We start from the raw sequence: 15,222 nt of genomic DNA, 5'->3' as shown, positions 1-15,222 counted from the left end.
CCCTAAGTCAATTCGCAATACTCGCTGTCGCGTAGGCGCAAGCCTTCTCGAAGAGTGAAGCAAGCTACGCAATTCGTAATTCGTAATTATTTAATTATGTAGCTTGCTTCCCAGAGGGTAGGAGTATTTAAGCATTAATAATTGCTTTCAATTTATACCAAATTAATGAGCATCTGGAGTTAACTATGAAAATCTCAAAGTTTGATGGGTATAAAAACAGATTTTGGTCTGTACAAACAAGTAGTACAGTATCAGAAAATAGGTTGTCGCTTCAATTTCTAGAATCAGAATTTCAAGATAGTGAGAAAATTCGTTTAGTTATTATCGAAGACCACGAATTGACGCTAATTGGTATCAAAACTAGCTTGGGACGAAATCAGAAAATTGTCGTTGTGGGAGATGCTGTTAATGGTAAGGATGGCTTGAGGTTATTGAAACAATTACAGCTGGATGTCGCGATTATTGATATTGGTTTACCGGATAGAGATGGTATTGAAGTTACCAGGGAGATCAAAAATAGCAATCCTGATATAAAAGTAATTATCCTGACTCTGTGCGATCGCCAGGAAACGATACTGAGCGCATTTGCTGCGGGTGCTGACGCTTATTGTCTGAAGAATATAGGATTTGAGAAACTAACAGAAGTTATATATTTGACTAAATCTGGTCAAACTTGGATTGATCCAGCGATCGCGCGTTTTGTAATTGAAAAAGCACAACGCAATTCTCGACTTCTGTTAAAATCTGCATCTTCCAATATCCATGATATCGATGAAGAGATGTTGAACTTATATCCTTTGACTGAAAGGGAATTGGAGATATTGCAGTTGATTGTGGATGGGAATAGAAATACTGAGATTGCAAATAAACTTTATATCACAGTTGGGACAGTTAAATCCCACATTCACAATATTCTCATGAAAGTAGGTGCAGATGACCGCACTCAAGCTGCGGTTCGTGCTGTGCGTTATGGTTTGTCGGATTAGTCAGATTTTACGATTTTGAGAGTGCAAATCTAGAGGTATCAAAATTGTCTGTACGCTTTGCATCATCAAGGGTTTGATACTGCAAACCTAAAACTTTAAATCAGAGATTGAAACTCGTTAGCGTTAGCCAAAAATCTACTTTGACCAAATCGAATTAGGAGTATTTTGAACCATGAATCAACTTGTCATCAATGATGTTATCAATCAGGTACAGCAAGAAATTGAAATCGATAATTTCGGCAAGGGGAAAGCAAGTATTCGAGCAACAGCAAGACTAGCTGGAGTTGATGACAAATCCCTGAGAGCGGCTTTTACAAGTGCGGAACAGTCGCCTTCTCCATTGGCTATAAAGCTTATGGAACATGGGTTTGATGCTGCGGAGCAGAAATCATGGTCAGTACAATTCGCAATTTGCAGTTAAGACCCCACGGATGTAGCTTGCTTCCCGCAGGGTATCCGGGGGCTTGAACTCCTTCCCTAAAATATGGCGACAGATGTAAATTCTAAAAACCTTGCTATATCTAGCTTTCTTAATTGCGAATTGCGTAGCTTGCTTCACTCTTCGAGAAGGCTTGCGCCTACGCGATAGCGAGTATTACGAATTGTGAATTGATATAAGGCTTATCCCCAACTCAAACCTCAGATGGAAACAGTCAAACAGTTGTTGCCAACCCCTGTACAAGATGAGTTGTTAACTGTCACTAATCTTGCCAAGTTGTACATAGAATCCAAGTGTAAAAAATTGAGCCAAAATAATACTAATCACGGTAATGCAAAGGCGATGAATGAAATTTTGATCGATCGGGGAATGCAAATTAAAAACCCAAATCCCGATGCGAAGAAAAGCGGACAACCATTATATTTACCGACCGAGTTGGGTAAACAGTATAGTAAAGTTGTGTTGCAGGAGGCGAGAGCGAGTAATAAAACAATTCAGCAATTACGATGGTTCCCATCGGTGTTGGATGCGATGCTCCAAAGGAGCGGTCTACTCTTCGAGAAGGGCAAAGCCCTATGACCATCGCCTAGCTTCACGCTCGCAGAAAATACACTTTTCGGGGTGCGAACCTAGAAGTATGAAAATTGGCTAAAATCTTTCTGGGGTAAGAGTTTGAAGGTGCAAACCTGAATCGCGAGCGCCATTCCCAAAAACCAAAAAGCGATCGCATTCTTCAAAAACCAAATGCGATCAATCGCAATCCACAAATATCCCAAACAAACGCGATCACTATCCCATCAAGCCTAATAAATGCGATCGCCATCCCAAAAACCCATCAAACGCGAAGGACTTACTTCTGGCAGCATCTCTGCACTTCATCCCAAAGTCCAAGTTGGTGTAGGATGGCAAAGAGAATATTTTTGGTATATACTGTAAATGCGCTTTGAGTGGGATGAAAATAAGGCTGAGTCGAATTTTTTGAAGCATGGTATTTAATTTGAGGAAGCTGTAACAGTTTTTGCCGACCCTTATCTCATGTTTACGGAGGACTCTAGTCATTCTCAGGGGGAAGAAAGGGAATGGGCAATTGGTGAAATGGAAGATGGCTCAATTGTTGTGGTTGTTTTTACCATGCGAGGCGAGCGAATAAGGATAATTAGTGCAAGAAGAGCGATAAAAAGGGAGTGTCAAGAATATGAATCAGGAATCTGAGTTTCCTTTTGAAAGAGCAAGACGAGTTACACCAGAAGAAAACCAAAAATTCAGAGATGCGATCGCACAGCAGTTTGGGGTTACACTTAGGAAGCGCGGACGACCAGCTAAGGATGAAGAGGAAAAGTATGAGCCTGTTTCCATTAGATTTCATCCTAAAATCATAGCTTGGGCAAAAGAAGAGGCAGAAAAACGAGGAATAGGATATCAAACGGTTATTAATGAAGCCCTATTAGAGAAAATAGGCTGAACAAAGACGATCGCACTCCACAAATACCACAAACGTGATCGCAAAAGTAAATCCTTACCCCAGCAAACGTTTGAGTTGTTTGTAGACTTCATCGTCGTTACGTTTACCAACTAAAATCACTTCAACTAAATCTGCATCTGCATCAAAGCGGTAAACAATACGATATTCTCCCGAATCTACGCGATAGTATCCAGGATAACCAGTTAATTCTTTATAGTCTGTGGGTAGGGGGTCAATATTGAGCGACATGACTTTTTTTGCGATTTGAGCAGCGATTTTAGGCTGTAAACCTTTGAGAAAATCGAGAACTGTTTCTAAACCATCTAATTTCGCCATACTGTAAACTAGTCATCAAGCGCTGCTAAACGTTCGAGTTCTGCGGTAAAAATCTCCGAGCCTACCATTTTAGATTTAGCCACAGCCATTTGTGCTTGTTGACCTAATATTAAATCTTCTAATTGAGTAATTCGATTCATTAATTGCTCGTAATTTTCTATTGACATAATTACGTAACTAGATTGTGATTCGCTTGTAAGAATGATGGGTTCGGTTGTTGCTTTTTGTAGAGCATTGCTGTGGGGATTTTGGATGTCTCTAAGGGGAAACTGGCGCATTTTCAAGTTTTCCTTAATGTTGTTTATTTAATTATAAATGAGGCTGCTGTAAATTTACTGTTATCGTTGTGAATCGCACACTTCCAACACAACCAAAACGCGATCGCATACCACCAATACCAAGCGCGATCGCACACTCCCAACACAGCCAAAATGCGTAGCTGTAATGCTTGTTGTTAGATGTCACACTTAGTAAATTGTTTTGATGTGCGGATAGTTAAGAATTTTTTGATCGCAGGTCATAAGTTCTATATTGCGGCGGTAGGCGATCGCTACAATAATACGATCAGCTGGGTCTTTGTGGAAGTTGCCAGGTAATTGGGTGCTGGCAATTGCATCGAGTGGATCGAGTGGTTCTATGGTAATTCCAGGTCGAGTTTTGGCAAGTGCAAACCATTCATTGATGGGAAGGGGAGTGGTAGTTTCCCATTACTGTGCTTGACTGCAATTTCCCATACAGAAATGGTAGAAACGATGAGGGAATTTTGGTTTTCGCCTATGGTTAATAGTTTACGTCCATGCTCAGAAAGTTGATCTGGAGAATGAAGCCACCACAGCCAAATGTGGGTGTCTAATAAAATCATTGTCCCAAAGCATCCCATAATTCAGGCATGGGTTCGTCAAAATCTGGAGGAATTGTCAGGGGGATTTTGCGTAGGGGATGCTCAGGAGTGCGATCGCTTATTAAATCAAGTTCATCAGTAGTTTGAGATGGCTGTGATGATGGCACTGTCAAGCTTTGAGCCAAAAGTTGAAGGATGCGAATTCTTTCTGCTAAGTCGAGGCTGAGGAGTTGTTGCTCTAGTTCTTGATTGCTCATGGCTTTGCGCCTAATGACTGTGTTATTTATTTTAGCGGAACTCTCTAATCTGTTTATCCCATCAAACTCAACAAATGCGATCGCACTTTCTTACAAAACCCTGATCAAAGGGATCGCAATACCCAGAAAACCAAAGCTGATCGCACTAACCCCACAACCCAGTAAACGCGATCGCACAGTCCCAAACATAACCAAAGCGATCACACTCTATAAAACCGAATAAAGGTGATAAGTTCTTCAAGTTCTGCTAGTCCCATCTCTTCAAATGGATTAACGAGAACCCGCAGAACGTCTATGACAAATCCTTTCTTCTCGTATTTTTCGTGCAACAGATAAGCATTGTCGTCGGTAATATTCTGGTTGATAACTAAGCATATATGATTCATTTCGTAAACGGCTATATATTAACGATAAATTATTTAATACAGTTGCCTCTAATGCATAATCTGCTATCTCTCGTCCTATAGTTAAGCTCTCTTTATATATTTTTTCTGCTTTATTTAACTCGCCTAAACTCATATAAATATTAGCTATATTATTGAGAAGAGAGCCTTCAAGTGAGCGATTTTTTAAGATTTTAGTAATAATCAATGATTGTTCATATAATTCAAGAGCTTTCTGAAGATTGCCAGAATTATAATACACTCTTCCTATATTGTTTAATATATTTACTTCACTCGACTTATCTCCTACCTGTCTACTCAAAATTATTGCTTTTTGATAAAATTCTAAAGCTTTAACAAATTCCCCTAAGCTTTCATAACTTACACCCATATTGTTTAGAGTAGTTCCCTCACCAGACCTATCACGCACGTGTCTAAAGTTAAATAAAGCTTGCTCGTAATATTCTAATGCTTTTTGGTTATCTGCCAAATTTCGATATACAGTCCCAATGTTACTCAAGGCACTGCCTTCTGAGGCGATATCTTTGATTTCTCTACTCATGCTAAGAGCGTGTTGGTAATAATTTAGAGCTTTTTGATATTCTCCAAGGTTACTATAAATTAGACCAATAGCATTTAGGGCTATTTTCTCTCCATCTCTATCCTTTATTTTCGTGAAAATATTTAATGATTTTTGAATAACCTCTAATGATTTGGAATAATCTCCCGTTCTTAAATAGCCAATTCCAAGGTTTAACAAGGCATTAGCCTCTTCCTGTGGCGACCCTTGAGACTCTTCTTTTATTATTTTTATTAATGTTTCGACTACTCTCTTCTCGGCTTCGCTTATTTGCTTCTGCACTCCTCTTATCGTCAATGAATCCACAAAACTCGATACAACATTTTTAGCCTGCGGATTTTGTTTTACTATTTCCCGAAGAAGATTTTTTACATGTTCTTCAGATGATTTCAAAATTTCTTGCTGTTGTAGCAGTATCTGGCTTTCTTTATGATGATTGAGTCTAATTGTTAGTAATTTATGTTTTAAATCTATCTCTATTTTTTTTATTTTCGATCTAACTTGTCTTTCTTGGTTTTGTGCACGTTGTAATTCTCTTTGTGTTGTTTCCAATTTTTCCTTAGCTTTTCTTAATTGAGTAAAAGATTCTGCACGAGCTATAACTGCATTTTGTGTTTGTTTTTCAATGAAAATTATTTGCTTTTCTAATTCTCGTTTGTCTTCTTGTGCTTGTATCGCTGCTTGCTTGGAATTGGATTCTCTCTGTTTTATATCTTCAAGTTCTTTGTTTTTCCGGTTTACTTCTTTAATAGCAGTCGCTAATTGATTATTCTTAGCATTTTCTTTATATTCTGCTATTTTGGCTCTATTTTCTGCTTGTGCAGCTCTATACACTTGTTTGCTAACTTTATCTGCTGCATCAAAAATAATCAATCTTGTATTCTCTTCTGCGATCACTCGTTTTTGATTATAATCATTTGCAAATATCAACGCGATAACAGCACCTAAAATGGAAATAGTAAGTGCGATCGCACCAATTCTAATCTGTCTTTTTGTCTTTTTTGTAGCTTCTGTAACTTTCTCTTCGGCTTTCGCTACTTTTTGATTTAACTCAGCTTCCACACTCGCAGACAAAAACCGATAATCTACATCGCTTAACTTTCTTCCATCCGCCCAAATCCTAGCTCTTGCTAAATCTTCTCCCCATAATAAACAAGAATTATCCTGATAATTACTCTCTACCCAAGTCCTTAATTTATCCGCATAAAAACGCAATTTACCTAACTCATTACTCACCCAATTAATATCAAATACATGCCCATAAATCTGGTTATAAACCTTCAATTTCCCCTGCTCCTGTACCACCAAACCAGTCAAACGCAATCTCATTTGCTCAAAACTACCATCAACAGCAATCTCACCCTTTTGCAAAATCTGCTGATATAACCCCAGCAAAGCCACAGCAATTTGCTCATTAACCAGTAACCTATCCCTAATCGTCTTTAAATGCTCTTGTTCATCTTGAGATTCCCAATTTTCGATAATCTCACTTCTTACTATTCCTTCTATCCATACTTTTTCTTCCCCCATCACCAACGAAGATGGCAGAGAATTATGCAAATCACGAATCAACAAATTACAAACCTTTTGCGTTAATAAAGGTTGTCCCCCCGTCCAAGCTAAAACTTCCCTCATCACAGCTTGGGGATTTTCCACCTTCCCCTCTAAGCCCTGTGCTAAAGGTGCAATCTCATCTAATTTAAAACCATCAAGTTGAATCGCCGTGCCAATATTAAAAGGCGTTCTTTCCTCATCTTGAATCAAATCGCCAGGTGTGGCAACTCCAAATAAGGCAAAATTTAAACGCTTATATTCATCTCGAAAGGAACGTTTTTGATAGCAACTTCTAATGAATGCGAAAAAATCATCTGTTGCAAAATCTCGGATACGGAGAATACTATCAATCTCATCGAGAAAAATCACAATATTCTGCTCGATATTTGGCAACAACAACTCATCAAAAAGCTTCCCCAAACGTCGCACGGGAGAAATTTCAATTGATTTTTCCCACCAAATATTTAATTCCTGCGGTTCAACAAAATTCAGTTCAGCCAATAAACTATCAACAATACTTCCATACCACTGTTCCAGGGTAATATCCTCAGTACCCAAACTCGTAATATCAATTACCGCACAAGCAAAACCATCTGCTTGTAATCGCTTCATCGTCCGTACTAGCAAACTAGTTTTCCCCATCTGCCGGGAGTTAAAAACATAACAAAGCTCACCTGCCTTTAATCCGTAATAAAGGTCAGAATCCGCTTGCCGTTTTACATAGCTGGGAGCATCCGCTTCTAAACTGCCACCAACTTTATATCTGTAATCTCCCGTCATAATTTAATTCCCAATAGAGAAAATTACATTGATGTCTATTTTTGAGTTTAGTTTCAAGAATATTGAGTACGTATTGAGTTGTGATTGAGTTTTAGTTGAGTTGGGATGGGGTTGTCATTGACTTTACCAAACAAATACCTATCCTGTAATCTAAATTCCATAGTGTTTCTCGTCACTTAGCTATGCCACGCGGAATTAGAATTCGTCCAGATTGCATCCCCATCGTGAAGCAAAGAGCTATACAGCAAGGCTTTGCCCGTCAAATCGATTTAGCTGAGAGAATCGATAAAAGCCAATCGGTGGTTAATTTTTTTCTCAATGGCAGAAAAGTTGAATATCTAAATTTCTACGAAATTTGTGAGGTATTAGGGTTTGAAGTCCGGGAAATAGCTGATTTTGAAACACTAGCAAATACATACATCCCTAAAACCCCAACAGTAAATTCCTCTTCCCTCTCTTCCCCCTCCTTGTCTGTAGAATCTCCTCCCTCTCCCCTAGAAATCGAAAATCCTGAAGGGGAAGTACCCTTAGATTCTCAGTTCTATATCGAACGTCCTCCCATCGAACAGCAATGTTACGAAGAAATCAAAAAACCTGGTTCCCTGATTCGCATCAAAGCACCCCAACAGATGGGTAAATCTTCCCTGTTTGCAAGGATTCTCCAGCAAGCGGAAAACCAAGGTAGTAAAACAGTCACGATTGATTTTCAGTTAGCAGAAGAGAGATTTTTTTCTGACTTAAACCAATTTCTGCACTTTTTTTGCGATACCGTCGCGGAAGCAGTCGCGGGAGATGATAGAGAATTACAGGAAAAATTACTGGGACAACTCGACGAACATTGGCAATCGGGACAGCGCTTTGGTTACATGCGAACTTGTAAAAATTACTTCGAGCGCTATTTATTCCCAGAAATCCAGCAACCTTTAGTTTTGGGATTGGAGTCAGTCGAGCGGTTATTTGAATATCCGAAAATCTATAAGGACTTTTTTGCTTTGTTGCGTGCTGTTCACGAAGAAGCTAAACGTCGGGATATTTGGAAACAATTAAGACTTGCGATCGCCTATTCTACTGAAGCTTACGTTCCCGTTGATATTAACCAATCCCCGTTTAACGTTGGTTTGGCTTTAGAATTACCGGAATTTACTCAAGAGCAAGTAAAAGATTTAGCTCAACGTCATCAACTTAATTGGAACGATACAGAAGTAGAAAGCCTTATGAAATTGATAGGAGGGCATCCTTTTCTAGTGCGTTTAGCAATGTATAAGACTGTCATAGACAAAATCAATTTGGCGGACTTACTGCAAACAGCCCATACCGGAGAAGGTATTTATCATCGACACCTACAACGTCAAGAATACATTTTGCAACAACAGCCAGAACTAGGAAAAGCCATGCAAGAAATTGTTGCAGGTAATCCAGTGCAATTGACAACGGAAATCAGATTTAAACTATACAGTTTAGGATTAGTTAAATTACGTAGCGATGAAGTTACACCCAGATGCGAGCTATATCGCCAATATTTTCGTAGTAAATAGCCAAGATAATTAATTCGATTAATTCGATTTTCTCAATTTCCAAAAAATAACAACACCAGCTTGTACACAATTAGACCCAGTGTTTGATGGAATTGTCGAGTTCAGCAGACAATTTCATGTTACAAGCAATCAACAACAAACGAATCAAAAACCTGACAGCAAGCGCAGTTTTTGCATTTATCTCCCTCGCTCCAACTGTGGTTCGTGCAGACGATCGCCAATATATTTATGAAATCCGAGAGCAATTAATCGGAGCAGCGATCGCATCTGGTTTAAGAGGCTATACTTTAACTCACGAACCAGTTATTGATGCACTTGATCACGGTCGCTCTGACTACATTACATTAAATTTGAGTGCAGGTACATCATACGGCATCGTTGGAGTGTGCGATCGCGATTGTCGAGATTTAGATATTGCTCTTTATGATAGCCGAGGAAATCTCATTGCTTCTGATTTGGAAGATGATGATATTCCTGCCATCACCATAAATCCTTCGCGTAGTGGAACCTATAGAGTCCGCGTAGATATGGCTAATTGTAATACCAGCAATTGTTACTACGGTATCGGTGTATTTGGTCAGTAAAACTAAATTATTACGCCTATTACACCAACAAAGGAGCAAAGAGACAAATGTTCTGTGTTTATTACATTTACATTTATGTCTTAATATAACTTTGCTCTTTTGATATCTTCTCAAACCAGAAAAATATTAACTTACCGCTTCATCAATCCCAATTCAAGCCACAAGGCTATTTAATTAACCTTCCTACAATCAGGGAAACAACACCATGCTGTCTCAAATTCAGAATCAATTCAAATCTATCCTAGTTATCTCTGCTTTACTTTCGGCTACATTACCCATCGCACCAGCTCAATCCAAAACCCCACAACCTTTACAAATCAATTTCAGCCAACCAGAACAACTCACGCAAGCTAACTTAGTCGCAGAAGATGTCAAACCATCAGTAGTTCGAGTAGTTGTTGGTTGCAAAGCCAAAGTTTACTCACCCAACACTGGTAAAATCTATGAGTTAGAAAAAATAACAGGTCATGGCTCTGGATTCTTTGTTAATCCCAATGGTTACGCTGCTACCAATGCCCATGTTACCAACCCAGAGGATTGTCAGCAAATTCTTCGGGAAGATTTAGCAACACAACTTGAAGCTGATGGACAAACATTAGAAAATATCGAAGCCGAATTAAAGTGGATTGAAGTCAAACCAATTCAATTAGTATATTTACCCAATCAAGAACAGCTACCTTTTGAGATTATTAATTCTGGTGCCGTTGCAGGTGAAGGTAAGGATGTTTCCATTATCAAAGTTAATGTCATCAATGCTCCGACTCTCAAACTCGCCGAATCAAACCAAGTCAAACTTTTAGACTCTGTAACAGTAGTCGGATATCCGGGATTAGTGGAAACATTTTCTGTATTTGACGAGGAATCCTTCTATGAAGCTAGTTTTACTCGTGGTCAAATTTCTGCTAAGAAAAATCTCAAAGACGGTACACCAATTCTCCAAATTACTGCCCCTGTTCCTAACGGAAATTCAGGAGGACCCGTTCTCAATGATAATGGTGAGGTCATTGGTTTAGTCACCTTTGGACCCAATGATGATTTTACCTTTATTTTTACTAGTAATACGATTCAGGAGTTTCTCGACTCAGCCAATATTACTAACCAACAAGGATTTGTTAACCAAGAGTATCGCCAAGGATTGCAACTATTTAGCGAAGGGAAATATACCCAAGCATTGCAAAAATTTCAGCTAGTCAAACGGTTATTTCCCCAGCATTCAGAGGTGGAAAGTTACCTGGACAAATGTCAAACAATTATTGCTAATGGCAATTAGCTGATTGCACAAAGGCTAATATTATCAATTTTCAGAAGATTAACTTAAAAGGACTGGTATCATTAATAACCCAGTCTTTTTAAATGTGCATAACCAGAGAAGAATATGTCAATCAACAAGCAGGGGTAACTGTACCAGAATTTGCGTTGCGATCGCACAGAAACTTTTGATCACGTTTGAGACTGTCAAAGCCCAGGTTGGGAATATTCTCATAAAAGTCGGTGCAGATGACCACCCGCGATCGCTAATGCTGTTTACTATGTTACAGGTAAGCGTATTCATGATCTACCAATTACAATGGATAAGTTTTTGTCATACCCAAAATAGGAAGATGTTAGATTCAAGGCTTATTCATTCGCATTTATTGGGGTTTGTAAAATTCCTCTAAAGTCAGACTTGAGAATCCAGATTGCTCATATTTTCGGATACCACGTTGCCAAAAAGTAGGTAATACTTGCCAATCAATTATTGTTACGAATTGTTGCCCTTTTTCTATAAATTGGGGACAGCTAATTGAAATACCATCAGAAAAGTGCATGGTAAAGTAATCAGTTCCTAAACTTTCTAGTGGTGTCCATATTTTTTCTCCTGAAGAAGATACTTGGTAATCATCTGTAATTGTTTTACTAATTCCATTCCAGTTAATCCCAGTAATTTGTTTTACAGTTGAAGTAGGTTTATCTGGGAAATCTGCAATATGTTCGGAAATGACTAACACTGAATCTATAGAAATACCATTTTTATAAATCCCGACTACACTTATCCGTCTTTGCTCATATCTAAAACCAGTCTCGAAAAAGAATTTTGTTTCTGAATCTACTTGTTTCTGTCCCCAGGAAAAACAGTTGTCTAAAAACAGACTTCTTAGCATTGACTTATTATAATTGCCATAGAATTTTGATTCTTTTTTTCCATCTTCATAAGTGTAGTGATTGTGATGTTGAATTTCAGTACCGTCTTCATTGAGACGAAAACTTCTAATACATTGAATGGATTTAGTTAATTGACCTTCTGAAGAAAATGTAGTCCAGTTTCCGTGCCAATCACCAACGTGATATTTACAGAAATTACTCCAATTTTGATTTTGGGCTTCTAGTAAATTTATACTCATATACTCACTTGATTACTTATTATTACTACAATGGCATCAACAATTAATTATCTATTTTTTTGACCCTATAGTTGATAAATACATAGTAAACAGCGTTTTGTCATGGCTGATGAAGTAATTCTGAGCCGCAAACAAATTTTACGCCAGCAAATACGTGTTGATGACTACACCATTGCTGCGATTGCACTTCTAGATTTTTTCTCTCAATTCTTCAAATACTTACAGAGAAAGGATTTCATTAGATATCGGAATCCCGATTTCTAAAAATCAGAGATACAGTTTAGAATAACTCGCGTCGAACTGTAACGGAATTATCCAAGTTTTACTGCTGCGGAACTGGAAACTAAAAAATCGCGATAAAGCTCATCTGGTGTAGATTTTGGCTGCGGAACACTATTGATAGCAGTAACAATTTCAATTATTCCCTCTGCAAATTCTTCGATGCTGCTTTGAGAAATTTTCGATTCGATTCCACCACCAAGATTTCAAAATCCCGCTTTTCATCTTCTGTAAACTTGCACACCTGTACAGCTTCTCCTCTCCGTAGTTTGTACAAAGTCCCGCGATTACCAATTTCATCCACAACCCGCAACATCTCCGAGGGTTCGTGATAAATAACCCGATATTTCCCGCCCCCAAAACTTGCTGTTTGCATTTCCTCCCCAGTATTAGCAGGATTCTCTTTCAAACATGCGATCGCCTGCTTTAACATCTGTTTTTCCCATTCCTCCCGTTTAGCTGGCTCGATTTGAGGTATGGGTGTTTGAATGCGATCGCTCAATTTCTCATCAACCTTAATGCACTTCTCCTCAAACAAAGCTTCTTCCCTACTCCACACTTGAGGATATCGAACCGTTTCTGGGTTAACTTTAATATGAGCGATCGTTGCTGGTGAGGATTCTAGTTTTCCTTGAAATTGAAACCCATCAACTTTAATACCTCTTGTTTTCAATCTCTCGCTCAACAGTTGAAAAGATTCTTTATCAACCACACCCAAGGCGTTATCATTAACAAAAGCAATCGGTGTAACCGCTTTACCACTCCCAGTAATTTTGATTGTAATTACCCCATCTTCCCCTTTCCATTCTCTTTCTGGAAACGCATATTTTCTCAACTGTCCTACTTTTAATTGATTTCCTTGGTTACTGGTAATAATCACCGATGCGCTGGGTGGAGAAGTAATGTCTGCGGTGAAAGATGTGCCGATGGGTAACTGTGCTGATTCGCTGCGAAATACTCCCAATTTCTTATTTTCAACAACCAACCAACGTTTATTATGTTCTGGATTTGTAGGGTCAGGTAATTGCTCGATATGACATTCAACTTTTTCTCCCACCCATTTACGTCCCAAATGCTCGTTGCTGGGTTTATGGGTTCCCACTACTGCAAATTCGGTAAATTGTAGTTGATCGAGTCTTCCTACTAATTCCTCTCCAAAGATAGCAAAAGCAGCCGATGTTTTCTTGAAACCCCGCTCTGTATCTTCTTTACTTGCGGTGGAAATTTGCCACATCGCTGCTGCAAATGCTTCTTTTTCAGCATCGGGGATATTTTCCCTGATAGCGATCGCATATTCTTTTACTTGTTTAAAAGCAGCCCGAACTTGGCTAGTTGTAAATCCTGATACAATTTCTTTCTCCAGGTTCCTAAACTCAGTAAATGGCTTGATTTCAATTTGCAATTGCTGTAAACAATCTTCCGAGATATAACCCAAATGCCGAGTTTGTGGTTGACCATTACTTTGTAATTTTAGCTTTCCTTCTGTATCAAATACGGGAGCGATCGCAATCCATTTATTCTGATTTTTACTGTAGGGACTTTTATTCTCAACAACCTTAATATCAAGTTTTCGGTCATCAAAAAGATTGGGATGCTTTTTCTCTGCTAAACCAATAATTTCGATTTGCTGACCTTGGGAATTAGTCGCGATAATTTTCAACCCTGGAGATTGTTCGACTTCTCGACTAATCGTAACTGCTCGATGGATTAACAAGTCATATATTTTCTTGATTTGGACTGCACTTGCTTTTTGAGTGGGTGTAAACTCAACTCCTTTGAATAAATCCTGGAATTGTTGAGTTGAACGTGCTGCGATCGCACTTTCAGAAAATGCATCATTGGTCATCTTTGCCATCATATCGATCGCACCATGACCTTTGATATTTATTTCTCTCTTTATGTACACATCTTCCAATTTTCTTTCTTCAACCCAAGGAGCAACATCAAAGCATTTAATAATAGTATTACAAGCGTTAACCACCTCTGAGTCTGAACGATTAGAACTTTTTCCTCGGTCAACTTCTATTTGTAACTGTCCTCCCAAAGTTCCTACAACATCGTGGTAAAACTTACCTATTTTTTCTAATAAATTTTTAATACCTAATTCTGGAATTGTATAATTTTGATTTTGCTCTCGATTCGTAGGAGGACATAATTGTGCAAGTTCGATGATTTGGAGACGCAGATTATCTGGATATTTAACCGAGCCGAAACTTTGATTTTCGGCTTTTAACATTTCTACAGCAGCACAGGAAATGTCCCGAATAAATTTCTCTGCGTCCTCATCTGGAATTGAGATGCACTCATTTTCCAACGCAATTCCCTTCATACATAAATTGGCAACTACACCAATTTTATTTTCCATCGCATTGAGGGCTATTTGCTCAAAAGAACCTGTATATGCTTGCTTTTCTGGTTTAATAATCTCTGCGTAACGATTTTCTGGAAGTTGCTTTTGCTTAATCTCGGCTGCGGTGTGTGGGAAGTGGGATGAGAGCGCGATCGCCATCCTATCACCATCACAATCTGACAGCGAATGCTTTAATCCTTGGGGTGACATTTTGATAGTTCCAATATCACAGGGTTCGTTGGGTAAATGTCGATTGATATAAATATCCACCGTATTAGAATTCGCAGTCGGACCGCGATAAACAATCACCTCCGCACCATCTGGAAATTTAGGGTAACAAACCTCGTTTGCAGCTAAATCATGCAAGTTAGAACCGTATGCTGCACCAAAATGAGGTTGGTCAAATAGCTTTTCGCGTAACCTTTCATCCATAAAATAAAAACGGCGATCGGCTGCAAATTCCAGTGTTAATCCC

The 15,222-nt window shown here is 38.7% G+C and carries 19 protein-coding genes and 1 pseudogene; 10 read left to right on the top strand and 10 right to left on the bottom strand.

What is annotated here, in order from left to right; genetic code table 11:
* Window positions 1-185 precede the first annotated feature (185 nt).
* From VB733_RS25945 to VB733_RS25920, 6 genes and pseudogenes are all read left to right on the top strand, one after another.
* Window positions 186-986 (top strand): response regulator transcription factor, encoded by an 801-nt coding sequence (locus VB733_RS25945; protein WP_323342937.1) that lies wholly within the window; start codon window positions 186-188, stop codon window positions 984-986.
* A gap of 172 nt (window positions 987-1,158) precedes the next feature.
* Window positions 1,159-1,407, top strand: a complete 249-nt coding sequence (locus tag VB733_RS25940; RefSeq protein WP_323342936.1) for a hypothetical protein — start codon at window positions 1,159-1,161, stop codon at window positions 1,405-1,407.
* Window positions 1,408-1,629: 222 nt separating this feature from the next.
* Entirely contained in the window at window positions 1,630-2,004 is a 375-nt protein-coding gene (locus tag VB733_RS25935) for a hypothetical protein (protein WP_323342935.1), read from the top strand.
* A gap of 231 nt (window positions 2,005-2,235) precedes the next feature.
* On the top strand, window positions 2,236-2,361 hold the full coding sequence (locus VB733_RS25930; RefSeq protein WP_323342934.1) for a hypothetical protein: 126 nt from the start codon (window positions 2,236-2,238) through the stop codon (window positions 2,359-2,361).
* Between the two features lie 72 nt (window positions 2,362-2,433).
* Window positions 2,434-2,637, top strand: a pseudogene (locus VB733_RS25925) (BrnT family toxin); the annotation flags it as partial.
* The gene (locus tag VB733_RS25920) at window positions 2,621-2,887 is read left to right on the top strand and encodes a BrnA antitoxin family protein (protein ID WP_323342933.1); all 267 of its coding nucleotides are present in this window, start codon (window positions 2,621-2,623) and stop codon (window positions 2,885-2,887) included. The pseudogene VB733_RS25925 and the gene VB733_RS25920, both read left to right, overlap by 17 nt.
* Window positions 2,888-2,941: 54 nt before the next feature.
* On the opposite strand, the gene VB733_RS25915 is transcribed toward VB733_RS25920, so the two are convergent.
* From VB733_RS25915 to VB733_RS25890, 6 genes are read right to left on the bottom strand one after another with little or no spacing between them, the layout of a single operon-like run.
* Window positions 2,942-3,223 (bottom strand): type II toxin-antitoxin system RelE/ParE family toxin, encoded by a 282-nt coding sequence (locus VB733_RS25915; protein ID WP_323342932.1) that lies wholly within the window; start codon window positions 3,221-3,223, stop codon window positions 2,942-2,944.
* A gap of 8 nt (window positions 3,224-3,231) precedes the next feature.
* Window positions 3,232-3,501 carry a type II toxin-antitoxin system prevent-host-death family antitoxin gene (locus tag VB733_RS25910; RefSeq protein WP_323342931.1) on the bottom strand — a complete coding sequence of 90 codons (270 nt, stop codon included), beginning with the start codon at window positions 3,499-3,501 and terminating at the stop codon, window positions 3,232-3,234.
* A gap of 31 nt (window positions 3,502-3,532) precedes the next feature.
* Complete coding sequence (locus VB733_RS25905; protein WP_323342930.1) at window positions 3,533-3,688, bottom strand: hypothetical protein; 156 nt, start codon at window positions 3,686-3,688, stop codon at window positions 3,533-3,535.
* Window positions 3,689-3,690: 2 nt separating this feature from the next.
* Window positions 3,691-3,861, bottom strand: coding sequence for a hypothetical protein (locus VB733_RS25900; RefSeq protein WP_323342938.1), 171 nt, complete (start codon window positions 3,859-3,861; stop codon window positions 3,691-3,693).
* Window positions 3,858-4,085 carry a hypothetical protein gene (locus VB733_RS25895; RefSeq protein ID WP_323342929.1) on the bottom strand — a complete coding sequence of 76 codons (228 nt, stop codon included), beginning with the start codon at window positions 4,083-4,085 and terminating at the stop codon, window positions 3,858-3,860. The genes VB733_RS25900 and VB733_RS25895 overlap by 4 nt, the downstream gene beginning before the upstream one ends.
* The gene (locus VB733_RS25890) at window positions 4,082-4,321 is read right to left on the bottom strand and encodes a hypothetical protein (RefSeq protein ID WP_323342928.1); all 240 of its coding nucleotides are present in this window, start codon (window positions 4,319-4,321) and stop codon (window positions 4,082-4,084) included. Before VB733_RS25890 ends, VB733_RS25895 begins: the two co-directional genes overlap by 4 nt.
* On the opposite strand from VB733_RS25890, the gene VB733_RS25885 reads away from it, so the two are divergent.
* Complete coding sequence (locus VB733_RS25885) at window positions 4,320-4,544, top strand: hypothetical protein (protein WP_323342927.1); 225 nt, start codon at window positions 4,320-4,322, stop codon at window positions 4,542-4,544. The genes VB733_RS25890 and VB733_RS25885 overlap by 2 nt on opposite strands.
* 47 nt (window positions 4,545-4,591) lie before the next feature.
* On the opposite strand, the gene VB733_RS25880 is transcribed toward VB733_RS25885, so the two are convergent.
* Window positions 4,592-7,618 (bottom strand): tetratricopeptide repeat protein, encoded by a 3,027-nt coding sequence (locus VB733_RS25880; protein ID WP_323342926.1) that lies wholly within the window; start codon window positions 7,616-7,618, stop codon window positions 4,592-4,594.
* 182 nt (window positions 7,619-7,800) lie between these two features.
* Here VB733_RS25880 and VB733_RS25875 point away from each other — a divergent pair, with 182 nt between their 5' ends.
* The 3 genes from VB733_RS25875 (at window position 7,801) to VB733_RS25865 (ending at window position 11,007) form a co-directional block, all read left to right on the top strand.
* Window positions 7,801-9,153: an AAA-like domain-containing protein gene (locus VB733_RS25875; protein WP_323342925.1), complete on the top strand. Its 1,353-nt coding sequence runs from the start codon at window positions 7,801-7,803 to the stop codon at window positions 9,151-9,153.
* A gap of 116 nt (window positions 9,154-9,269) precedes the next feature.
* A complete protein-coding gene (locus VB733_RS25870) occupies window positions 9,270-9,737 on the top strand; it encodes a hypothetical protein (protein ID WP_323342924.1) in 468 nt (155 codons plus the stop codon).
* A 205-nt stretch (window positions 9,738-9,942) separates the two neighbouring features.
* Window positions 9,943-11,007 (top strand): serine protease, encoded by a 1,065-nt coding sequence (locus VB733_RS25865; protein ID WP_323342923.1) that lies wholly within the window; start codon window positions 9,943-9,945, stop codon window positions 11,005-11,007.
* Between the two features lie 108 nt (window positions 11,008-11,115).
* On the opposite strand, the gene VB733_RS25860 is transcribed toward VB733_RS25865, so the two are convergent.
* From VB733_RS25860 to VB733_RS25850, 3 genes are all read right to left on the bottom strand, one after another.
* The gene (locus VB733_RS25860) at window positions 11,116-11,289 is read right to left on the bottom strand and encodes a hypothetical protein (RefSeq protein ID WP_323342922.1); all 174 of its coding nucleotides are present in this window, start codon (window positions 11,287-11,289) and stop codon (window positions 11,116-11,118) included.
* 79 nt (window positions 11,290-11,368) lie between these two features.
* Window positions 11,369-12,118, bottom strand: a complete 750-nt coding sequence (locus VB733_RS25855; protein WP_323342921.1) for a DUF3598 family protein — start codon at window positions 12,116-12,118, stop codon at window positions 11,369-11,371.
* 418 nt (window positions 12,119-12,536) lie between these two features.
* Window positions 12,537-15,222, bottom strand: a 2,686-nt coding sequence (locus VB733_RS25850) for a hypothetical protein (RefSeq protein ID WP_323342920.1), incomplete at its 5' end; no start/stop codon positions are given.

The organism is Calothrix sp. UHCC 0171 (assembly GCF_034931845.1).
GTDB lineage: Bacteria > Cyanobacteriota > Cyanobacteriia > Cyanobacteriales > Nostocaceae > Brunnivagina.
Note: the sequence above shows the minus strand (reverse complement) of the source record. Positions and strands in the feature narration are given on the sequence as shown.